This is a genomic window from Nitrincola alkalisediminis, from assembly GCF_009821115.1.
Lineage (GTDB): Bacteria > Pseudomonadota > Gammaproteobacteria > Pseudomonadales > Balneatricaceae > Nitrincola > Nitrincola alkalisediminis.
In genome coordinates this window covers 18501-39942 of record NZ_VYTY01000001.1, presented here as the reverse complement: position 1 = coordinate 39942, position 21442 = coordinate 18501, and the positions used below count along the sequence as shown (strand labels likewise).

At 46.6% G+C, this 21442-nt stretch carries 21 protein-coding genes and 1 tRNA gene; 9 read left to right on the top strand and 13 right to left on the bottom strand.

Features of this window, described 5'->3' with window-relative positions; translation table 11 throughout:
- Window positions 1–38: 38 nt before the first annotated feature.
- The 11 genes from flgJ to F5971_RS00140 form a co-directional block, all read right to left on the bottom strand.
- Entirely contained in the window at window positions 39–1088 is a 1050-nt protein-coding gene (gene flgJ / locus F5971_RS00190; protein ID WP_193493344.1) for a flagellar assembly peptidoglycan hydrolase FlgJ, read from the bottom strand.
- A gap of 1 nt (window position 1089) precedes the next feature.
- Window positions 1090–2175, bottom strand: coding sequence for a flagellar basal body P-ring protein FlgI (locus tag F5971_RS00185; RefSeq protein ID WP_272944865.1), 1086 nt, complete (start codon window positions 2173–2175; stop codon window positions 1090–1092).
- 22 nt (window positions 2176–2197) lie between these two features.
- The gene (gene flgH, locus F5971_RS00180) at window positions 2198–2878 is read right to left on the bottom strand and encodes a flagellar basal body L-ring protein FlgH (protein WP_193493342.1); all 681 of its coding nucleotides are present in this window, start codon (window positions 2876–2878) and stop codon (window positions 2198–2200) included.
- A gap of 26 nt (window positions 2879–2904) precedes the next feature.
- Window positions 2905–3690: a flagellar basal-body rod protein FlgG gene (gene flgG, locus F5971_RS00175; protein ID WP_036513814.1), complete on the bottom strand. Its 786-nt coding sequence runs from the start codon at window positions 3688–3690 to the stop codon at window positions 2905–2907.
- 18 nt (window positions 3691–3708) lie between these two features.
- Window positions 3709–4452 carry a flagellar basal-body rod protein FlgF gene (gene flgF, locus F5971_RS00170; RefSeq protein WP_036513811.1) on the bottom strand — a complete coding sequence of 248 codons (744 nt, stop codon included), beginning with the start codon at window positions 4450–4452 and terminating at the stop codon, window positions 3709–3711.
- Between the two features lie 168 nt (window positions 4453–4620).
- Window positions 4621–6666, bottom strand: coding sequence for a flagellar hook-basal body complex protein (locus F5971_RS00165; protein ID WP_193493341.1), 2046 nt, complete (start codon window positions 6664–6666; stop codon window positions 4621–4623).
- A gap of 15 nt (window positions 6667–6681) precedes the next feature.
- On the bottom strand, window positions 6682–7350 hold the full coding sequence (locus F5971_RS00160; protein ID WP_036513806.1) for a flagellar hook assembly protein FlgD: 669 nt from the start codon (window positions 7348–7350) through the stop codon (window positions 6682–6684).
- An 18-nt stretch (window positions 7351–7368) separates the two neighbouring features.
- A complete protein-coding gene (gene flgC, locus F5971_RS00155; RefSeq protein ID WP_036513803.1) occupies window positions 7369–7806 on the bottom strand; it encodes a flagellar basal body rod protein FlgC in 438 nt (145 codons plus the stop codon).
- Between the two features lie 2 nt (window positions 7807–7808).
- Window positions 7809–8207 (bottom strand): flagellar basal body rod protein FlgB, encoded by a 399-nt coding sequence (gene flgB, locus F5971_RS00150; protein ID WP_036513909.1) that lies wholly within the window; start codon window positions 8205–8207, stop codon window positions 7809–7811.
- Window positions 8208–8391: 184 nt separating this feature from the next.
- Window positions 8392–9231, bottom strand: coding sequence for a CheR family methyltransferase (locus F5971_RS00145; RefSeq protein WP_081763923.1), 840 nt, complete (start codon window positions 9229–9231; stop codon window positions 8392–8394).
- Between the two features lie 17 nt (window positions 9232–9248).
- Complete coding sequence (locus F5971_RS00140) at window positions 9249–10187, bottom strand: chemotaxis protein CheV (RefSeq protein WP_036513799.1); 939 nt, start codon at window positions 10185–10187, stop codon at window positions 9249–9251.
- Window positions 10188–10252: 65 nt separating this feature from the next.
- Between F5971_RS00140 and flgA the strand changes: the two genes are divergently transcribed.
- The 4 genes from flgA (at window position 10253) to F5971_RS00120 (ending at window position 12019) form a co-directional block, all read left to right on the top strand.
- Entirely contained in the window at window positions 10253–10948 is a 696-nt protein-coding gene (flgA, locus tag F5971_RS00135; RefSeq protein ID WP_051514626.1) for a flagellar basal body P-ring formation chaperone FlgA, read from the top strand.
- 124 nt (window positions 10949–11072) lie between these two features.
- Window positions 11073–11384 (top strand): flagellar biosynthesis anti-sigma factor FlgM, encoded by a 312-nt coding sequence (gene flgM, locus F5971_RS00130; RefSeq protein WP_051514625.1) that lies wholly within the window; start codon window positions 11073–11075, stop codon window positions 11382–11384.
- A 5-nt stretch (window positions 11385–11389) separates the two neighbouring features.
- Window positions 11390–11875 (top strand): flagella synthesis protein FlgN, encoded by a 486-nt coding sequence (locus tag F5971_RS00125; protein WP_051514624.1) that lies wholly within the window; start codon window positions 11390–11392, stop codon window positions 11873–11875.
- Between the two features lie 68 nt (window positions 11876–11943).
- A tRNA-Arg gene (locus F5971_RS00120) sits at window positions 11944–12019 on the top strand.
- A gap of 12 nt (window positions 12020–12031) precedes the next feature.
- Here F5971_RS00120 and F5971_RS00115 read toward each other — a convergent pair.
- Complete coding sequence (locus F5971_RS00115) at window positions 12032–13636, bottom strand: response regulator (RefSeq protein ID WP_036513796.1); 1605 nt, start codon at window positions 13634–13636, stop codon at window positions 12032–12034.
- A gap of 244 nt (window positions 13637–13880) precedes the next feature.
- Between F5971_RS00115 and F5971_RS00110 the strand changes: the two genes are divergently transcribed.
- Together F5971_RS00110 and F5971_RS00105 are read left to right on the top strand one after the other, a co-directional pair.
- Window positions 13881–15218, top strand: coding sequence for an NAD(P)/FAD-dependent oxidoreductase (locus tag F5971_RS00110; protein ID WP_036513792.1), 1338 nt, complete (start codon window positions 13881–13883; stop codon window positions 15216–15218).
- An 11-nt stretch (window positions 15219–15229) separates the two neighbouring features.
- On the top strand, window positions 15230–15562 hold the full coding sequence (locus F5971_RS00105) for a hypothetical protein (RefSeq protein WP_036513790.1): 333 nt from the start codon (window positions 15230–15232) through the stop codon (window positions 15560–15562).
- Between the two features lie 46 nt (window positions 15563–15608).
- On the opposite strand, the gene F5971_RS00100 is transcribed toward F5971_RS00105, so the two are convergent.
- The gene (locus F5971_RS00100; protein ID WP_051514623.1) at window positions 15609–16385 is read right to left on the bottom strand and encodes a thermonuclease family protein; all 777 of its coding nucleotides are present in this window, start codon (window positions 16383–16385) and stop codon (window positions 15609–15611) included.
- 312 nt (window positions 16386–16697) lie between these two features.
- On the opposite strand from F5971_RS00100, the gene katG reads away from it, so the two are divergent.
- The 3 genes from katG (at window position 16698) to F5971_RS00085 (ending at window position 21381) form a co-directional block, all read left to right on the top strand.
- Entirely contained in the window at window positions 16698–18908 is a 2211-nt protein-coding gene (gene katG, locus F5971_RS00095) for a catalase/peroxidase HPI (protein ID WP_081763920.1), read from the top strand.
- Window positions 18909–19347: 439 nt separating this feature from the next.
- Window positions 19348–20322, top strand: coding sequence for a DUF1852 domain-containing protein (locus F5971_RS00090; RefSeq protein ID WP_036513787.1), 975 nt, complete (start codon window positions 19348–19350; stop codon window positions 20320–20322).
- Window positions 20323–20349: 27 nt separating this feature from the next.
- Window positions 20350–21381, top strand: coding sequence for a methionine synthase (locus tag F5971_RS00085; protein WP_036513784.1), 1032 nt, complete (start codon window positions 20350–20352; stop codon window positions 21379–21381).
- Window positions 21382–21442 lie beyond the last annotated feature (61 nt).

Sequence of the window (21442 nt, the reverse complement as noted above, 5' to 3'; positions counted from 1 at the left end):
GCTTCCGTCCATACCCTTATAAATATATCGGCCAATACTCAGCCTTCTTGAGTATCAATATTGACTCTTGCCATCACACTGCCGGTATATATTTGTTCAATTTTCTTCGCATATGCAGGATCTGTTGCATACCCCGCTGCCTGCAATTCGCGCAGATACGCTGAAGGATTAGAGGTATTTTGCAACGCCTGTTGATAACGGGGATTGGTTTTTAAAAAATCCACATAATCCCTAAAGCTTTCTTCATAGTTAGCATAGGACCTAAACGACGCCATTTCACGTTGTGCTTGGCCTTGGCGATATTCTAGGGTCGAGACTGACACCCTATCCCCATCCCAACGGCGATCGGCTTTAATATTGAATAGATTATGACTGCCTTCAATCACGAACCGTCCCCAACCTGTCTCTAACGCCGCTTGCGCTAGCAGTACTTTTGGATCAACTCCCAGCTCCTGCGCAACATTTTCGGCTAAGGGCAAGAGTGCTGAAACGAACTCATCTGGAGAATTAAAGCGCTCAGGGAGGTTTTCAACTGACCCATTTGTTTTAGAGGCTTTACTCGCAGTGGCTGAGTCAACGTCCTTAACGCTTTTCGCGGATTCAGAAGATGCAGCACCTGAACTTGCTTGCGTATGGGCTTTACCCAAGACGGCCGATGCCGCTAAACGTGCCGTCGCATCGACGGCGGTGTTTAACATACGCTCAGTATCGGTTTTCATCTGAGTACGTGACTCGTCATCATCGTCTTTCTGATTGCGCAAATCGCCGACTTGACTCAGCTGACGCACCATAATTTCCGCCAAGCCTAAACGGCTATTTTGAGACAGATCCAGCGTCATTTGCTGGTCATACATATCTTGGTAAAAACGCGTGTTGTTGCCATTAAACGGATTATCTTGAGCAAAGCTTTCATTCGCATCGCGCATACTTTTCAGCATCATGCTTAAAAAGATTTGCTCGAACTGTTGTGCCACCTCTTTAAGCGCCGCCTCTTTATCGCCGTTGGCCTTACGACGTAAATCATTCAGCTGATTCAGCTCGGTGTAAAACTGAGGCGATTGCGCTTGAAGAGGCTTGCTGCTATCCATTTTAAATAACCACTAATTCTGCTCTTAAAGCGCCCGCTTGTTTGAGGGCTTCAAGAATTGCCATTAAGTCACCGGGCGCTGCGCCAACATTATTAACCGCTTCCACGATGTCCTGTAAAGATGCACCCGGTGCAAACTCAAACATCCGACCAGAACCTTCATCAATTTCAATGCCTGAGCGAGGTGTCACAACAGTGCGCCCACGTGCCAAGGGATCTGGCTGATCGACATCAAACTCTTCCGTAATGGTCACGGTGAGACCGCCATGTGTAATGGCTACTGGCGACACGCGAACATGTTGACCGATTACAATTGTACCTGTACGTGAGTTAATAATCACTTTAGCGGTTTCTTGTGCAGTTTCAATCGGTAAATTTTCAAGAACCGACAAGAAGGTTACACGCTGCGAAGCATCTCGTGGTGCACGGACTCTGATAGAGGCTGAATCTAACGCAGCGGCAACATCAGGCCCTAATAATCCATTAATCTGCTCGGCGACACGACGCGCCGTTGTAAAATCTGGACTGTGCAAATTGAGGGTTAAACTGTCTCCCTGACCAAAACCACTGGCCACTTCACGCTCAACGGATGCTCCATTGGGTATGCGACCAACGCTTGGCACATTGACAGATAAACGTGATCCATCTCGGCCTTCCGCACCAAATCCCGCAACAATTAAGTTACCCTGAGCAATTGCATAGACTTGCCCATCGGCTCCTTTAAGAGGCGCCATTAACAAGGATCCACCCCTTAAACTCTTGGCATCACCAATGGTAGAGACGGTGATATCAATGGTCTGACCGGGCTTTGCAAAAGGAGGCAAGTCCGCATGAATCGCCACAGCAGCTATATTTTTTGAGTTAGGGTTGATATTTGGCGGAATTGCAACACCAAAGTTATTGAGCATGTTACGGAAGGTTTGCGAGGTGAAATTCGTTTTATCTCCAGTACCGTCTAACCCGACGACAAGACCATAGCCCACCAATTGGTTATTTCTCACACCGGAGACGGATACCAAATCTTTTAAGCGCGCGGTATTCGCCATCGCTGCCTGAATACTCAAGCTTAATACCAAGCACAGCATCATTATGAATCGCATCATCGTCTCCTTAGAAAGGCATTAATGCACTAATGAAAAAGCGTGAAAGCCAACCCATCACATTAACATCCGCCGTCGCTCCCGTGCCACTGTAGGTAATGCGTGCATCGGCTAAGCGAGTCGATTCAATTGTATTATCGGGTTTAATGTCTTGCGGCCGGACCAAACCACTAACACGAATGTATTCATCGCCTTGATTCAGGGTTAACCATTTCTCACCTCGAACCAACATTACCCCATTAGGGTAAATTTCTTGCACAGACACCGTAATATTGCCGCTGAGGCGGTTACTCATGTCTGAGGAGGAGTCACCATCAAACGCACTGCTTCCACCAATTCCCGCCGACAAGGGACGACCAAATACCGACAAAGGTTCCCCCATTATAGTGGGGGCCGCTACGTTCACATTTGTACTTTTATCCAAGGACGTACTGGAGCTTTTAGACGACTGAGTCCGCTCAGTTAAATCGATGGTCAAAATATCGCCGACTCTATGAGCCCGACCATCACCATACAGGTTCATGCTTGTAGAAGGATTGTAAATCGCACCATTGATCGGCTTTGGCGTTTCCAATGACGCCATGGGAATGGGTGCGTAGAATGGATTATCTGGCTTTGGAGCTTTTGTCACGCAGCCAGACATCATCCAAGCGGCTGATACGACCAAACCCAATCGTGTTAAATGTTTCATTATCGCCCTCCTCAAGTCACTCAACCTTAAAGCTGCTGAGTTGCAAACGATAGCATCTGATCTGCCGTCGAAATTACTTTTGAGTTAATCTCATAGGCACGTTGAGTGGTAATCATATTGACCAACTCCTCAACCGCATTGACGTTTGAACCTTCAAGCATGCCTTGTTTAATAATGCCTGCGCCATCCTCTCCGGCCACAAGAACGTTCGCAGGGCCACTGGCCGCCGTTTCTTGGAACAGGTTTTGACCCACCGCCAACAGCCCTTCCGGGTTCACGAAGTCGGCGAGTGTAATCTGGCCAATGTTTTGTGCTGCAATGTCTCCAGCAACAACTACGGTTACCTGACCATCAACGCCTACACTGAAACTGACCACTTCACCGGGAAGCTCAATCGCAGGTTCAAGCGCATAGCCTTCAGCCGTGACCACCTGATTGTCAGCATTTAAATGGAATTGACCATTGCGGGTGTAGGCAATGTCACCATTGGGCTGGACGACTTGGAAAAATCCACGACCATTGATGGCCAAGTCAAAGGTACGATCGGTAATCTGCAAATCACCCGTTTCGAACATTTTTTGCGTACTAACTGTCCGCACACCATGGCCTAGCTGCAATCCAGAAGGAAGCTGGGCATCATTGGCATTCTGAGCCCCTGGCTGACGGCGGACTTGATAAAGCAAATCCTCAAAAACGGCGCGATCTTTTTTAAAGCCCACCGTACTGACGTTCGCTAAGTTATTCGAAATCACGCGAAGGTTGGTGTCTTGTGCACTCAAACCGGTTTTAGCTACATGAAGCGCGCCGTGCATAACTGTATACTCCTAAAATTAGCTCATTTGCAGCAAGCGAGCCGAAGCGCTTGAGTTTTCTTCTGCAGTTTTCATCATCTTAATTTGAATTTCGTACTGTCGAGATAAACTGATGATGGACGTCATTTCTTCGATGGCATTCACATTACTGGTCTCGAGATAGCCAGAGCGCATTTGCAAATCCAGAGCTGGTGCGATCGGGACACGATCATCGGTTCTCATCAAGCCATCTGGCCCTTTAAACGAATTGGCAGGATCTAAACGGACCATTTTAATTACATCGACCAAAGCCAACTCGGCTGCATTATCGCCAAGTGGCCGGATGGTAATTGAGCCATCATTGGCAATATCGATGCTTTGGTAATCAGGAATGAAAATTGGAATACCGCCATTACCAATAATCGGCAAACCATTGCCCGTCACTAATTGATTGGCGGCATTGATCTGCAGAGCACCCGCGCGGGTGTAAGCTTCATTACCATCCGGCCCTTGGACGGCTAACCATCCCTCACCCATAATGGCAATATCGAGTGCACGTCCTGTTTGCTGCAAGGTTCCTGATTCCCGGTTGGTGCCGGGTGTTTCGGCCATCGCATAGACACGTGACGTGTGGCCATCGCCAAACACACGCATTGATCGGGCTTGCTCAAAATCTTGCTTAAACCCAGTCGTGGTAACGTTTGCAAGGTTATTAGACCGAATCTGTTGGGCGTTCATATTTTCTCGTGCCCCCGTCATGGCCAAAAACAGCACCTTATCCATCGTTTACTCCTATTCAGCTGACAAGCGGTTAAGTCTTGCCGCTTTTGTATTCTCTAAGCATGTATAAGCAAGGGTCGTGCCACAGAAGACACGCAGACTAAGTTTCAGGCAAAAAAAAAGCCTCCACCGATAGAGGCAGAGGCTTTTTTCTTGAACCCAGATAGATTATTAGATGTTCAAAATATTCTGAGTAATGTTATTAACCGTTTCTAACGTTTTAGAGCTTGCTTGGAAGTTACGCTGCGCCTGGATCAAGTTCACAAGCTCAGTGGACAAATCCACATTCGATTGCTCCAACGCCGCCGAGCGCAAGGTTCCGTTCAAGCCCGTTCCGGGGGCGTTCAGAATCGGATTACCTGACTGCAAGGATGCAATCCACTCTGTATTACCGACTGGTTGGAGCCCGTCTTGGTTCTCAAAGGTGGCGAAAGCAACAATACCTAAACGCTGCTCTTGACCATTACTGAAAGACGCAATCATTTCACCGGTAGGGGCAAATGTCACACCAATTAAGTCACCCTTCGCATAGCCATTTTGCTGCTGCGATTTCACGATAGACGCCGAAGCAAATTGGGTCGTGTTATCTAGACGCATATCAATGACCGTCGTTTCAGAAGCAGGATCAGCACCTTTGATTTGAATACTCGGTGCACGCCCTCCAGCCGGGAATTGCTCACCATTGACTTCGGTCAGCAAACCGTTAGAGGGATTGAACTTAATCAGAATTTGGCCTGGTTCTGTATCCACACCAGCACCCGGAACTTGGGGTTTACCTATATCCAATAATTCGACATTATTAAGATACGCATACATACGGTAGTAGCCACGATAGTCGTTATCACCCTCAACAATCTTGCTGGTTTCTATTTGACTGTCGGTTACTGCAGTTGTAATAAGGTTATCGCCAAACTGTAAACCAGCACCTGCAGGCGGATCGGTCAATGTTAAACGCGGTTTATAGACAGGTGAAGCGTTATCCAAATTACCGACATCCGCTTTAAACTTAAGCGTCACGGTTGGCACAGCCCCAAGCGTATTTATTTCAACTGACTCAATCTCGGGATTGCGATCTAAAATTTGTGCTTCACGATTTTTAATCGCCTGAGCAATTTGCTCTGCTGTATTGGAGGCAGCAATTGGAATAGTCACACCTGCTAACAAAATATTCCCGGTTGTACCGATTGCTGTGGTTTTATTGCCATCAACTGTTATATCGTAAGTTCGAGTCTCATTCGCTTCTCTAAACCGATCTGCCACAAGTGTATTAAATTTAATCGCTGACGTCTGATCTGGATTCTGCACAAGAACCTCTCCTGTATCGGAGGCCCAAGATTTAAACTCAAAGGTCACTCTACCCGTTGGAGTACTTGCCGGTGGCGGCGATAACTCACGACGAACAGTCGTCAAATCAATTCGTGGATCAGCTTGGCTAATTGCATTAAAACCACTCAACTGAGGTGGCGTCACCGCTAGGTTATCAATTAATCTACCTTCAGTATCAAAATCAACCGCTGTCAACTGAACACCGGCTATTCTAGGAAAATCAGTTGCAACAGCCAAATCAAATACAAACAACTCACGAACAGGGCGCTGCTCTGCAAAGTTATACTTTAACGTTTGAGGATTACCTAAACTATCGAAGGTTCTAACCGTCGTTGAATAGGTAAATGAACTTGGATCATCTTTACTGTAAGTTGGCGTCAGAGTGGTTGCATCTGCTCGCGCATCAATGTTAACAGCAAGATTAATATTGTCGGTTGCTTTTGGCAGACTTTCTTTCTCTTTCACGGCAAGATTGCCAATAGGTAACTGGTTACCCTGCGCATCCAACCCATAACCTTGTAAAAACTTGCCACTGGGCGATACTATCAGACCCTCTTTATTTAACTCAAATGCACCAGCGCGCGTGTAAGTAACAGAGCCTCGACCATCATCCAATTGGAAAAAACCAGAACCATTAATGGCCAAATCAAGATTATTGTTCGTAAACTCTATCGTACCTGCGCTAAAATCCTGAGAAATTCCAGACACAGTAACACCGGAACCCGGTGTATTGCTTGATCCCGCCCCAACAACTGAAGTTGCATATAAGTCCGCAAACTGAGTACGAGAAGATTTGAAGCCCGTGGTCGCCACGTTTGCGATGTTGTTACCGGTAACGTCCAGCATTGTGGAGGCGGCCTTGAGACCTGTAACGGCTGTATTGAATGACATGACTTTTACCTCACTTTAACCTAACTGTTTGACGTCACTAAAGTTAATCGCGCCAATGGCGGTATTGACCTTCATTCCGATTCCATTTTGACCCAAGGATACGCTGTTCACTGTAAACGGCATCCAAGTGTCAACTTGCACATATTCATCGCCATCAAAGGCTTCTGCTATAATTTGGTAGCTTCCTGCAGGCACGTCTTCGCTCGCATTCCAAACAAAGCTTCGTTCACCCGACGATGCCGATCCCATATTCACTTGGTCAACCAAATTGCCGCCTTGATCAAAAATTGAGACACGCAAGCTAGTTGTTGGGGTCACAAGACTTACCGTTCCGGGTAGCGCTCCTCCAGCCTGAGTTAACTGAGCAATATCCGTATTAATAAATACCCGTTGACCCACCATAGAAGACGCTTGAAGTGCACTCTGGCTGCTAAGCAAGCTATTGCTCATCGTTTCAAATGTCTTAGCCATACCGGTCATCGTCTCAACCATGGTCATGCTGGATATCTGCTGCATAAAATCAGATGTATCAGATGGGTTGGTCGGATCCTGATTCTGCAACTGTGCAATCAAAAGCTTCATAAACATTTGATTATCATCAGTGCCATCAGACTTTTTGATCTCCGCCGCTTTGTTATCGCGGTTTATCTGATCAAATATGTTGCTCGTGTTAATAGTGCTCATCTCTCAACCCTCTGAGACTTAGCTTTGACCTAAGGTCATGGTTTTCTGCAGCATCTGCTTCGTCGTATTCAGTACATCTGCATTGATCTGAAATGATCGTGATGCTGAAATCATATCGGCCATTTCTTCAATCACATTGACGTTTGGATAAAAAACGTAACCCTGTTCATTTGATAAAGGATGATTCGGCTCATACGCCATACGTAAAGGCGTTTGACTTTCAATAATATCCAATACTTGTACGCCTTGACCGGGCGCTAACCCAGTGGGCGTTTCACCTAACTGACTTACGTCTGGCGCCTTTAGTGCGAATACGGGTTTGCGCGCTCTATAGGTTTCACCTTCGCTAGAGCTAACGCTCTCAGCGTTTGCCATATTACTGGCGGTGGTGTTCAAACGTATGGTTTGAGCACTCATAGCAGAACCCGCAATCCCAAATACATTCGACAAAGACATACTTATTCACCCTTTATGGCTTTTTTAAGCCCACTGAACTTGCCATTCAAAAACTCAAAGCTCGCCTGATAACGTAACGAGTTATCAGTAAAACGACTAATCTCTTCCTGCACTTCGACTGTGTTGCCATCAACCGCAGGCTGAAAGGGTATACGGTACATTAAATCTGCAGCAAAATCGGGATTCACTAATCCGTCGATATGCCCACCCTGCGTTTTCTGTAAATGCAATGGACTGTGCGTCATCTTGCTCTCAAGCACCTGCTTGAAATCGACATCTCGCGCTTTAAAGTTAGGCGTATCAGAATTCGCAATATTATTCGCCAACACCTCGGCACGATGTGCTCTGAAAGTCAGAGCATCGGCATGTATTCCGAGAGCTGATTTGAAATTAATTGACATAGCCTTGACCTTACCCATTTAAAACGTGAGAAGCGAACACCTAGATACGCTTTACTACAAATAAAGCAATCTACGTGCCACTCATTGTAAACTATTGATTTTATTTGAATCTAATAATGATAGAGGTCTATCCATCATTATTAGCAAGGTGAAAGCGGCAAGAGTCTGCCACTTAGGCGGCAAGTTAAATGCTCTGGTAAATAATGCCGGGGCGGCAATGAATCATGCGGTATAAATCAGGCAAGCCAGAGAGCGACTCAGAAGCACCTAAAATAAGATACCCTCCAGGCTTGAGCTGCTTATGCATTTTTCTCAAAATTTCAGTTTTAACATCCGATGAAAAATAAATCAGAACGTTCCGACAGAATATAATGTCAAATTGACCTAACGAAGAGTACTGTCCTAGCAGATTAAGGCTTTGAAACTTAACGCGCGCCTTAATCTCAGGCTTAATCGTCCAACTCCCTTCGGGGTTTTTTCTAAAAAAACGATTCAAGCGATCCTGCGACAACCCACGGCCAAGCGCCAGCATCTCATACTCACCACGCTTCGCCTGATCTAAAATCACTGAAGAGATATCTGTGGCGACAATTTCTTGGCCTGCCGAAAAAGCCCCCGCACGAGACTGTCTAAACTCTTCGATCACCATACTGATTGAATAGGGCTCTTGACCGCTTGAACAGGCTGCAGACCAAATCCGCAGCTTTTGCATTGGCTGACCACTGGCGATTTCGGGCAATAGTTTATCTTTGAGTATTTCATATGGATGAATATCTCTAAACCATAAGGTTTCGTTGGTTGTCATCGCGTCAATGACTTGCTCTTTAAGGAGATTGCCTCCCATCGAGTTAAGCCGATTCACCAGCTCGCTTAATGTCGCAAAGCCTTCCTTTTGCATAATTTTGCTTAGGCGGCTCTGTACAAGATATTGCTTGTGCTCGGCTAATAAAATTCCACAGCTTTTCTCAAGAAACTGGCTAAAGTTTTTGAACTCATCAGATGTGATCGTGAACCCTGTTCTCACATAGCCCCCTTACTTAATCAGCGCTTACTGACCGCTTCAATACGTTTAACCACAACAGAAGCAAGTTCGTCAGGATTAAACTTAGCTAAGAAGCCATCAGCTCCAACTTTTTTAACCATTGATACGTTAAAACCACCGCTTAAGGATGTATGCAGAATAATGTGCATTCGCTGCATACGCGTATCGTTGCGAATCATTGATGTTAAGGTATATCCATCCATCTCAGGCATTTCGATATCCGAGATCAGCATCAAATAATACTGTTCAACATCAACACCTTTGCCAGCCATGTCTTTTAGCATCAACCAAGCTTCGCGACCATTCTTTGCAGAGGTCACCTTCACACCCAGATTTTCAAGGCTGCGCTGCATTTGATTACGGGCAACTTGAGAGTCATCGCAGATCAAGACATGCAACTCATGTGCGGCTTTTTTAACTTTTTCGGTAGCGATGTCATCGCTGACATCCGTGGATGCAGGGTAAATATCGGCTAGGATTTGTTCAACATCAATGATCTCGATGAGCTTTTTCTCAAACTCAAACACAGCCGTCAAATAGTTGTCTGAGCCGATTTCTGCAGGCGGTGCCATGATCTGATCCCAATTGGTGTTCAGAATCCGATCCACTTTTCTCACAAGAAAGGCCAAAGTGCGTTTGTTGTACTCAGCCACGATTAAAAAACAACGACGTTCATCTTCTGCGGGCACTGGAGACCGACCAATCGCCTCCGACAAGTCTAAAACAGGGATCGTTTCACCTCGAATATGGGCCATTCCCTTGATTACACTTGTCTTTCTAGGAACCTCTGTTAGTTCAGGACACTGCAATACTTCACGCACTTTAAACACGTTAATGCCATAACGCTGACTGGTCTCGAGGCCAAAAAGCAACAATTCAAGTCGGTTCTGCCCAACCATCTGCGTACGTAGGTTTACACTATCTAATATAGATGACATGATTCATCAAACCCCAAGACCGTTCATACATAAGTGACATCCACCTGTTAAGGCTGAACATACACGTGAATTCACATAATTTACCATTAGTTTTACTGTTTTTGCTTATTTTTTTAAAATCGACCTCTAGCCTCGCGATTGAATTGCCCGAATCTATTCAAAAACAGGTTGAAGAGGCGATCATTCATGAGTTTAGCACACGTCTCCCTGAAAGCAGGTTAGACGTCAGCGTAAATCCCGTCAATCAAAACCTTACTCTCGCTGCATGCGAATATCCACTCGAAATCCAAATCCCCTTCAACAGTGGCCAAAGGGTGACGGCTAAAGCCACGTGCCACCAGCCTTTCTGGAGCCTGTTCGTCACAGCGCAGGTACGACAAATGATGACTGTCGTTGTCAGCGCTAAGCCTCTGGTGCGTAACAGCCGGATTAGCGCCAGCGATATTAAACTGGTTGAACAAGATATCTCACGCATCGGCCAGGATTATTTTACACGAGAGCAAGATGTCATCGGGAAACACGTCAGGCGTCAAATTGGCAGCGACCAAGTCATCAACGCGCGTATGTTAGAGGTCGCCATGCTCGTTTCTAGAGGCGACCAAGTGATGATTGAGGCACAAAGAGGCTCTCTGACCATTCGGATGCCTGGTATTGCGTTAGAGGATGGCCGACAGCAACAACAAATTCGCGTACAAAACAGCCAATCCGGCAATGAAGTCAGAGCCATAATTATTGCACCTGGAGTGGTTAGGGTTCAGTAATCGAACTATAATAGTGTGCGAAACCTGTTTTTTGCTTTTTTTGACAAAAAACCTATTTTTTTACTAAAGATTTTCACAAACGAGTCGATACCCTTGCTATACACAGTTTACGAGGTAATTTAGGATGGCTATCGAATTCAACAGCCTATCCTCTAACCAGACATCTGCGAGTCGAAACAAACCCGGTGATGCGAACTCACCATCGACTCAATCAAAATCGTCTGCAGGAGGCACACAGGCACCGCCGAAGGATACCGTTCGCTTAAGCGATGCAGCTCAAGCGATTCAATCTGCAGGTAAAGCAGCGGAAGGCGCCCCTGACGTTAATGCCGCTCGAGTTGCTGAACTTAAAGCCGCCATTGCCGATGGCAGCTACTCAATTAATAACGAAAAACTTGCAGATAAACTTCTGCAGTTTGACAAACTCTTTGCTTGACCTTTATGACGAGCGCATCTTCACAGCGTTTCATCCAACAGGTCAGCGAAGGGGTTGAGTTGTTTGAAAAACTCCACCAGTTATTGGAGGAGGAGCTTTCTATTATCGTTTCAAGAGATCTAGACGCACTCAATGACATGACTCAGCGTAAACACCAAGTGTTACGCGAGATTGAAAGCAGTATTTTAGAGCGCAATCAATCGCTCACTTTGCTCGGCTTTACTCCGTCTGAAGATGGATTTAAGCAGTTGTGCAGCACCCTGCCCTCCCCTGAGCGTAGCGCCTTAATCGGCAACTGGACACAGCTGACCGAGCTTCTTCGTGAAATCCGACTTGCCAATGAACGCAACGAACAAGTTGTATCGCGCAACAAAGCAAATGTAGAACAACTGCTTAATTTATTGCAGGGCCAGCATACGACGAATTCGCTCTATGACCAACAAGGCAGCAAAGGCAACTACTCGGCTCAACGGCGTATTGGGAAAGCTTAACTTAGCCCATAACTTCCACGCCTTAACTCTAGTTTTACATCAGCAAATTCGATAGAATACTTAGAAATCTCCCTATAGTTCAACTGGATAGAACGGGCCCCTCCTAAGGGCCAGATCGGGGTTCGAGTCCCTGTGGGGAGACCACATCGTGTGTCTCTACTTTAACAATGCATGCAACGAACCTTTAGGCAAACTGGTTAACGGCTTAGTAAAGTAGTAAATCAACTGACGCTGCCTTACCTTCTCCTCCTCCGTCAATGCAGACTTCTGAGTTAACTTTAAAAACCGCTTTACCATCTTCAGTCGTGACTCACGATTTACTTCATTGTCGCGGGCTACCTCTAAGTAGAGTTGAGCCAGATTTAACATTACTGTTGCATTGGTTGGGTTGTAGTCGATTGCTAAATTCAGATAACGCAGTGCCTGACCGTATTTACCTGCCATATAATGCTTACTGGCCAGCCGATTAACCTTGTCACTCATCACCGGATCGAAATTCACCTTATCTGGCAGCACCGTGTGATCCACTTTTTCTTCCAATATAGGAACAGCATCACCGCTAACAATTAACATTTCTCGTTGTAAATTCAATGGGCTAACCAAGGTTCTGTTAATGCGTTCAGCCTGCTGCATAAACTCGGCAGCCTGCTCATTATTTTGATTATCCTCACACCATTTCGCTTTTAACAAGGCAGATCGTGCCTTAAATGCAACGTCTTTTGGAAATGAATACTCGGCAAGATTCAGCAAGGTCATCATTTTATTTTCGAGCTCAATCTTATCTTTAGGGTCAGCTGAAAGCATCTCTAAACGACGAATATTGGCAAGGTACAAGTAAGGATCAGGAGATCGATAACAACTTTTACGCCCTAACGAAATGGAGCGCCGATAGGCTGTATCGGCTATCTTTAACTCATGGGTATAGGTTGCAACACGACCTAACTCCATTTGTCTGGGAATACCCAATGGTGATTTAGACGTAGCCACTTCCAGCGTTTCTCTTGCTAAAACCAAATCCCCTTTCCGTTCATGAACGTTTGCCAGAAGATCATAAGCGGGTACTAAAAGCGGATGCGCCTCAATCAGATCATTCAGCAAACTCAACGCTTCATCTAGGCGATTTAGGCTGATAAAGGCTTTTGCCAAACAGAGTCCTGTATCTTTATCCGACATATCCCAAAAATGCTGTTGCAGGATATCCAGTGCTTCATCGGCCCGCCCTAGATCAATCAACAAGGTTGCTTTAATCCGCTGTGCAATTTCATAGCAAGGCTCATACACAGGAACATCATCACAATGCACAAGTGCCGCTTGATGATCACCCGCCTCTATTGCAACATCGATGGATCGTAAGACTTGTTTACGCGCAATTAACGCATCAATACGGTATTTAAGTTCATCAACTGTAAATGGCTTAGTAATCAGATAATCGGGATTGCTTTCAATGGCATGAAGAACAACGGCTTGTGATGAATCACTGGTCATAAAGATCCAACCACATGTCGGACGCATGTACCCTCTAAAACGCGCTTCTTCTAACAACTGAATTCCCGTTGTTTTGTCACTCGCATTATGGCCTAACAGGACAATATCAAACGCCTCGTCACGCACGGTGTCGAGTATTTGTTCATTGATGGTCATCGCTTGAATATTCACGACGCCTAGCTGCCGTAGCATTTGTGAAATAGTCGAGCGCATATTGCCACTGCTCTCGATCAGCAGAACGCGCTTGTCGGAATATGATATTTTTCGCGGATTCACGCTGCGTATGCCTTAACGACTACAGAATATAAACAAGAGTATAGCGACTTATCCTTAGGTAAGGCTAGCGGAAAACCCATTCTGAACAGCGAGATAAAAACCAACTCATATTCCAAAATGATATAAACATTTATACATTAGTTATATTTACATTAGCCTAATAAGGAATAAAATTAGGGTATACAATCGCGGTTTTGATTTAAACAGCACGCATTCCCTCAAGAACGACTTCGGAGCTTTCTGTATGTCCAATAAAAAAACACCGCCAGCCAATGAACGTCGTCGAGATCTTCTTAAGCTGGGTCTAGGCGCAACGGTTGCGGCCCCCCTCCTGAGCCTTGCAGGGAATGCAAGCGCAAACGCAATTCGAACATCCGCACACGTGGTGATTAGCGGTGCAGGTGCAGGTGGTTTGGCCATGGCCAACCGTCTATCGAGAAGTTTACAAGGTGCCAAAATCACCTTAATTGATGCCCGCCAAGAACATCATTATCAACCTGGCTGGACGCTGGTTGCGTCGGGAGTCTGGGACAAATCCAAGACCCTCAGCAAAACAGCCGAATGGATTCCTTCTGGAGTCAATTGGATTCGGGCAATGGTAACCGAATATGACCCTGATAATAACCGAGTCACACTCAATGATGGACAAACACTGACCTACGATTACTTAATTGTGGCGACGGGCGTTGAGCTGCAGTATGAACGCATTGAAGGAATGGATGTAAATTTAATTGGCCAAGGAAAAGGTATCGGCAGTGTATACGCGGGTATTGATGCGGCGGCAAAAACCAACGAAGAAATCGAGCGTTTTATTGCCAAAGGCAGCGGAAAGGGTGTTTTCACTCTGTCCCCCACCCCCATAAAATGCGCGGGCGCGCCTCTAAAAATGACCTTCACGACGCTGTCGCGTCTTGAAGATGCAGGGGTTCGTGATCGTTTTGACATGCACTTTTTCACCCCCACTGATCGAGTGTTCAGCGTCGACTACTACAATGATTTTGTAAAACAACGCTGGACTGAACAAGGCTTAACTCGGCACGACTTTCATCGTTTAACCGCTATTGATGCGGATCGTAAAGAAGCAACCTTTACCCTGCAAGATGGCAGCGAAATCACGCAAGATTATGACTTCCTGCACGTAGTTCCGCACATGGCCGCTCCAAAATCGGTGCGCGAGAGCGAATTGATTTTTAAAGAAGGTCCTTTTGCTGGAAACTGGATGGAAGTTGACCGGGAGACATTGCAACACACTCGATACAGCAATGTATTTGGGATTGGTGATGTCATGGGCATGCCGTTCAACAAAACAGCGGCCAGTGTCAAAATGCAGGCCTCGGTTCTAGAACCCAACATCCTAGCTCATATTCAAGGCCAACCCTTGTTAGCCAAGCATAATGGATACACCTCTTGCCCAATGATCACCGCCGTTGGCAAAGCCATGCTGGTTGAGTTTGGTTGGGGTGGCGAACTCTTGCCGTCCTTCTCCTTTATTGACCCTAAAGAAGAATCTTGGGCTGTCTGGATTATGAAAGACAGAATGCTGCAGCCTGCGTATAACGCAATGCTGGTTGGTAAGGTTTAAGGAGCATTACGATGACATTAGCTGGTATTTTAACCGTTGTTTGGTTTGCGATTAAACCTTACCTATGGCTTATTCTTCTCGCCCTCGCTGTGCTCGTTGCTGCACAGATTGCAGGTCGTATAAAGGGCTATCGCTGTTTTTCCACTCAAGGGCGTTTTGCATGGATTTTAGGCCCAATCATTGGAATTTTGGCCTTTATTTTCATGCCTAGAATTTTTAACTCCCAATTTGGCTACGTCGCAACCTCCTTCGACTGGCTTGCCCTAATTGGAGGCAGTTTAGGGGTAACTGTTTACGCGCTTATGGTCCTTAGACCTTTGTGCCATCTTCGCAGCTGCCGTTAACTAAAAACACAGGATCAACTCTTCTGTAGGGTTGATCCTGTGTTAGCTAAATAAGCTGGATGGCCAAGGGATGTTCGACTCGAATGCGTATTTGATGGTGACGCGCATTCTCTCGAATCAACCAACCTCGAACACGCAAGGTTTTTCCTTCAATTTGATCAAACGACAGACTATCAAATCGTGGCAAGTCTGAGCGTCTAATCTGCAAAGCCACCCCTCCTTCTAAATTAATCCAAACAAACTCAGCGGACTGCCCAACACGTACCACCTGACCATGAACAACGGCAGCCCCTCTTGCTGAATCCGGAATCTCGGTGCTCAACAGGCCCGGAGAGTATTCGTTCTGGCTCCATATTCGCTTTGCCTGCTGCTCTGCTTGTCGCTCAAACTGCGCTAAACACTCAGCAAACTCAAGATTAGGTGCAACATGCACTTGCATCACCCACCCGTCGGATAGCAATGCTCTCTGCAGATTGGTGCCATCCGGTAAGAACAGATACGCCAACGAGCGACCATAACGGTCTTTTCTTTCTTGGCCATATTGGAGGAGTACGCGATGATCATGCTCGCGTAACAAACCCTCTAACCATTTTTTTCCTTCGCGCGCATAGGGTTCATCCGGCTGCCCATCGCGCCCCAACTCTGGGGCATCTATCCCTAACAGACGCACACGCTCACCATTGTTCAGCACAAGAGTATCCGCATCAATCACATAACGCACCTGAGCCGATTGAGTGGGGGCACTGGGAGGACACGGCTCCGCAAGCACTGGATGACTGAGCACGAACGAAAAAAAGCCCAACCAGAGCATGGGTTTTAACATTTTCACCTCCGCTTTATTCCTTTGAAGAGTGGTATACGAAATTGGCATTGATTTTGAGAAGTCTCCAGCAAAAAGCAATTGATATCAACCAAGTAATTAACTAAGCCTATTAGAGCCTTAAGGAAATACAATAGCGAATCGATAGAGAATTGACCGTATTTGAACTAAGGTTAACAGCGAACAGTGGATGAAGCTTTTTTTAAATAAACATTAAACATCATCTCTGTCATGACACGAATCGACACCAACCCTTCGTGGGCTTTCTAACAATTGAATTAGAGCTCGCGTATGAATGAATGAGTGGAGAAACACATGAGCAGCAAGACTATGGATACCGCAGGCAAATGCCCCGTCATGCACGGTAGCCGCACAACTATGGGTAGCAAAGGCACTGGCAATAATGACTGGTGGCCAAATCAACTCAACTTAAGCATTTTGCATCAACACAGCGCGAAAGCTGACCCAATGGGTGAGGATTTTAATTACGCCGAGGCCTTCAAGTCACTTGATCTCGCAGCCGTGAAACAAGACTTAACGGATGTAATGACCGACTCAAAAGATTGGTGGCCCGCTGATTATGGCCACTATGGCCCTTTCATGATACGTATGGCATGGCATGCGGCAGGCACCTATCGGACGGCAGACGGTCGCGGTGGTGCCTCAACGGGCAATCAACGCTTCGCCCCTCTTAACAGCTGGCCCGATAATGCCAACCTCGACAAAGCTCGCCGTTTATTGTGGCCCGTTAAACAAAAATACGGCAACAAATTGTCTTGGGCAGACTTGTTTATTTTAGCCGGTAATGTCGCTCTTGAATCCATGGGCTTTAAAACCTTTGGTTTTGGCGGCGGTCGTAAGGACATTTGGGCACCAGAAGAAGATATCTACTGGGGTGCTGAAGACACCTGGTTAGGCAACAAACGCTACAGTGGTAATCGTGAATTGGAAAACCCCTTGGCGGCTGTGCAAATGGGCTTAATCTATGTTAACCCCGAAGGCCCAGATGGTAACCCTGATCCATTGGCCTCGGCAAAAGACATACGTGAAACCTTTGCCCGCATGGCCATGAATGATTACGAAACCGTTGCGTTAACCGCTGGAGGGCACACCTTTGGTAAAACGCACGGCGCCGGTGATGCGTCGCATGTTGGTCCTGAACCCGAAGCCGCTGATCTTGAGGAAATGGGACTGGGTTGGAAAAGCAGCTTTGGAAGCGGGAAAGGCCGTGACACCATTACCAGTGGTTTAGAAGGTGCTTGGACACCCAACCCAACCCAATGGGACATGGGCTACTTTGACGTTCTATTTGGTTATGAGTGGAAGCTGGTTAAAAGCCCTGCAGGCGCTCAACAATGGGTCCCTATTGATCTGGCTGAAAAAGACCATGCCCCCGATGCAGAAGATGCCTCAATTCCGGTTGGCATCATGATGACAACCGCCGATATGGCCATGCGCGAAGATCCTGAATACCGTAAGATTTCAGAGCACTTCCATAAAAATCCGGATGAGTTTGCCGATGCCTTTGCACGTGCTTGGTTCAAATTAACCCACCGAGATATGGGTCCTAAAGCACGCTACTTAGGTCCTGAAGTACCGGCCGAAGACCTTATCTGGCAGGACCCTGTGCCCGCAGCGGATTACGAAATGATCAACGCTGAAGACATCGCAACGCTCAAAACCAGCATTTTGGCATCCGGTTTAAGTGTATCAGAACTGGTCTATACCGCTTGGTCATCCGCTTCGACTTACCGCGATTCCGATAAGCGTGGTGGTGCAAACGGTGCCCGCATTCGTTTAGCCCCACAAAAAGATTGGGAGTCCAATCAACCTGAGCAACTGGCCAAGGTTCTGTCTGTTTTGGAAGGTATTCAGGCAGACTTTAATGCTGCACAGACAACAAACAAGCAGGTTTCTCTAGCGGACTTAATTGTTTTAGGCGGTGCAGCAGCGATTGAGCAGGCCGCCCGTGATGCAGGGCATAATATTGGGGTGCCTTTCGCACCTGGACGTACCGATGCAACGGCGGAACAAACCGATGCTGAGTCCTTCGCGCCCTTAGAACCCGAAGCCGACGGTTTCCGCAACTATGCGAAAGCTAAATTTGTGGTCTCTGACGAAGAAATGTTAATCGACAAGGCTCAACTACTTGGGTTAAGTGCACCCGAAATGACCGTCCTTATCGGTGGACTGCGTGTACTGGGAGCCAACTATGCAGGAAAGACAGACGGTGTCTTGACCCACACTCCGGGTCAATTAACGAACGACTTCTTCCTGAATCTGGTTGATATGGAAACCGTGTGGCGTCCAACGTCTGAAGACAAAGATCTCTTCGAAGGTCTAGACAGACAAACCGGCAACGTGAAATGGACAGCAACACGTGTCGACTTAGTCTTTGGCTCTAACTCGCAACTGCGCGCCTTAACAGAGGCCTATGCTCAAAATGATGCCAAGGATAAATTCGTTAAGGACTTTGTGAAGGCTTGGAATAAGGTCATGAATGCGGATCGCTTTGATCTTGCATAATGCACTGCCGTCAAGCTGACATGTGATCAATCGAGAGGGATGAGGCTAACACCTCATCCCTCTTATATTTTTAGCCATGAGCAACCGTGCTTTATCCGTCGACACCTTTATCCCCATCCGTATCCTTCTCTGCTACATGCAGCCTATGGCCGACAACAGCATCCACCTCTCTCTATCCAACGCTCAAACCATCAAACCATGAATTAACATCATAAAATAATGAAATAATATCATTTTTATTCATGAAAGGTTGTGCGTATAAAGTACACATGGCTTCAAGGCCAAGGTGTTTCGATAGTGTTTAGCGGCCTATTTTCTAGGCCACTGGATTGAGAACCCCGGATAGGAAAACCTGAAATGTGACGCGTACTTGTATTCAAGGCAAACAGCACATTCAGGTTTGATCTCAGAAAATGCGTACATGGGATACCCGACGACGATGAATACAGATTTCACTTTTAGTATTAAGCGTATTCGTTTTGACGAGAATTATCAGCCGTCAGACAGTACACGTATCACCACCAACTTTGCTAACCTAGCAAGGGGTGAGTGCCGCCAACAGAATTTGCGCAATGCTTTAAAGATGATTGATAATCGTTTTAATGCGTTAGCGCACTGGGATAATCCCAAAGGAGATCGTTACGCTGTCGAGCTGGAAATCATTTCAGTGGACATCGAGATTCAAGGAAAAGGTGGCCGTTTCCCTTCAATTGAAGTGTTGAAAACCAACATTATTGATCATGCCACCAACGAACGTATCGAAGGCATTGTTGGCAACAACTTTTCCTCCTATGTGCGAGATTATGACTTTAGTGTCTTGTTGCTTGATCATAACAAACAGCAAGAACGCTTCAGCATCCCAGAGAACTTTGGTGATCTGCATGGCAAGCTTTTCCAAACCTTCGTTGCGTCAGAGACATACAAGCAACACTTCAAAAAGCCACCCGTTATCTGTTTGAGCGTTTCAGATAACAAGACCTATCACCGTACAGAAAACCAGCATCCGGTACTGGGGGTGGAATACCTGCCCAATGAGTCCTCATTGACCGAGCTGTATTTCAAAAAAATGGGACTGAATGTTCGCTACTTTATGCCTCCCAACAGCGTGGCACCTTTTGCTTTCTATTTCGTTGGTGATCTGCTGAACGATTACACCAATTTGGAGCTGATCAGCACCATCAGCACCATGGAAACCTTTCAGAAGATTTACCGACCCGAAATTTATAATGCCAATGCTGTTGCCGGAAAATACTATCAACCGAACTTAAAAAACCCGGATCACTCAATCACACACATCGTGTATGACCGGGAAGAGCGCAGCACCTTAGCTATCGCACAAGGGAAGTTTGCTGAAGAGCACTTTATCAAACCCTATCGGGCAATTCTGGATCAATGGTCAGCTAACTACGCTTAATTAATCACTCAGATAAAAGTACTTATAATGAAAACACTCTTACCAACTTCAACAGCAGGCAGCTTACCGAAACCCTCTTGGCTGGCGCAACCTGAAACACTTTGGTCACCCTGGAAATTACAGGGTGAAGAACTCATTGATGGCAAACAGGATGCGTTACGTCTGTCGTTGCAAGAGCAACTGCAAGCAGGTGTTGATATTGTCAGTGACGGCGAACAAACCCGCCAACACTTTGTGACAACCTTTATTGAACACCTGAGCGGCGTTGATTTCGAAAACCGTCAGACGGTCCGAATCCGCAACCGCTATGATGCCAGCGTACCCACCATCGTGGGCCCGGTTTCGCGACAAAAGCCCGTGTTTGTGGAAGATGCCAAATTTTTACGTCAGCAAACCACGCAACCCATCAAATGGGCATTGCCTGGCCCCATGACCATGATCGACACCCTGTATGACGACCACTACAAAAGCCGTGAAAAGCTCGCCTGGGAGTTTGCCAAAATACTCAATCAGGAAGCGAAAGAGCTAGAGGCAGCGGGTGTGGATATCATCCAGTTTGATGAACCCGCCTTTAATGTGTTCTTTGATGATGTGAATGACTGGGGCATTGCCTGTCTGGAGAGAGCCATCGAAGGACTGAAATGCGAAACGGCCGTCCATATCTGCTACGGCTATGGCATCAAAGCCAATACAGACTGGAAAAAAACCCTGGGATCGGAGTGGCGGCAATACGAAGAAATCTTCCCGAAACTGCAACAATCCAATATCGATATTATCTCGCTCGAATGTCACAACTCACGCGTGCCCATTGAGCTACTGGAACTGATCCGGGGTAAAAAAGTGATGGTCGGCGCTATCGACGTGGCCACCGACACCATCGAAACCCCTGAAGAAGTTGCAGAAACACTGAGAAAGGCCCTGCAGTTTGTTGACGCCGACAAGCTGTATCCTTGCACGAACTGCGGCATGGCCCCCCTATCCCGCCAGGTGGCCACAGGCAAGCTCAATGCTTTGGCGGCAGGGGCACAAATTGTGCGTGATGAACTGCTGACCAGATAAGATCCACACGCTGAGGGTTACTTTAAGCCGGTAGCCCTCTGCGCAATTATCGGTGTGTGAA

Excerpts from the sequence above, each read along its gene's own strand:
- flgJ (WP_193493344.1), bottom strand. The coding sequence starts at position 1,088 with ATGGATAGCAGCAAGCCTCTTCAAGCGCAATCGCCTCAGTTTTACACC.
- F5971_RS00185 (WP_272944865.1), bottom strand. The coding sequence starts at position 2,175 with ATGATGCTGTGCTTGGTATTAAGCTTGAGTATTCAGGCAGCGATGGCG.
- flgH (WP_193493342.1), bottom strand. The coding sequence starts at position 2,878 with ATGAAACATTTAACACGATTGGGTTTGGTCGTATCAGCCGCTTGGATG.
- flgG (WP_036513814.1), bottom strand. The coding sequence starts at position 3,690 with ATGCACGGCGCGCTTCATGTAGCTAAAACCGGTTTGAGTGCACAAGAC.
- flgF (WP_036513811.1), bottom strand. The coding sequence starts at position 4,452 with ATGGATAAGGTGCTGTTTTTGGCCATGACGGGGGCACGAGAAAATATG.
- F5971_RS00165 (WP_193493341.1), bottom strand. The coding sequence starts at position 6,666 with ATGTCATTCAATACAGCCGTTACAGGTCTCAAGGCCGCCTCCACAATG.
- F5971_RS00160 (WP_036513806.1), bottom strand. The coding sequence starts at position 7,350 with ATGAGCACTATTAACACGAGCAACATATTTGATCAGATAAACCGCGAT.
- flgC (WP_036513803.1), bottom strand. The coding sequence starts at position 7,806 with ATGTCTTTGTCGAATGTATTTGGGATTGCGGGTTCTGCTATGAGTGCT.
- flgB (WP_036513909.1), bottom strand. The coding sequence starts at position 8,207 with ATGTCAATTAATTTCAAATCAGCTCTCGGAATACATGCCGATGCTCTG.
- F5971_RS00140 (WP_036513799.1), bottom strand. The coding sequence starts at position 10,187 with ATGTCATCTATATTAGATAGTGTAAACCTACGTACGCAGATGGTTGGG.
- flgM (WP_051514625.1), top strand. The coding sequence starts at position 11,073 with ATGGCTATCGAATTCAACAGCCTATCCTCTAACCAGACATCTGCGAGT.
- F5971_RS00125 (WP_051514624.1), top strand. The coding sequence starts at position 11,390 with ATGACGAGCGCATCTTCACAGCGTTTCATCCAACAGGTCAGCGAAGGG.
- F5971_RS00110 (WP_036513792.1), top strand. The coding sequence starts at position 13,881 with ATGTCCAATAAAAAAACACCGCCAGCCAATGAACGTCGTCGAGATCTT.
- F5971_RS00105 (WP_036513790.1), top strand. The coding sequence starts at position 15,230 with ATGACATTAGCTGGTATTTTAACCGTTGTTTGGTTTGCGATTAAACCT.
- F5971_RS00100 (WP_051514623.1), bottom strand. The coding sequence starts at position 16,385 with ATGTTAAAACCCATGCTCTGGTTGGGCTTTTTTTCGTTCGTGCTCAGT.
- katG (WP_081763920.1), top strand. The coding sequence starts at position 16,698 with ATGAGCAGCAAGACTATGGATACCGCAGGCAAATGCCCCGTCATGCAC.
- F5971_RS00090 (WP_036513787.1), top strand. The coding sequence starts at position 19,348 with ATGAATACAGATTTCACTTTTAGTATTAAGCGTATTCGTTTTGACGAG.
- F5971_RS00085 (WP_036513784.1), top strand. The coding sequence starts at position 20,350 with ATGAAAACACTCTTACCAACTTCAACAGCAGGCAGCTTACCGAAACCC.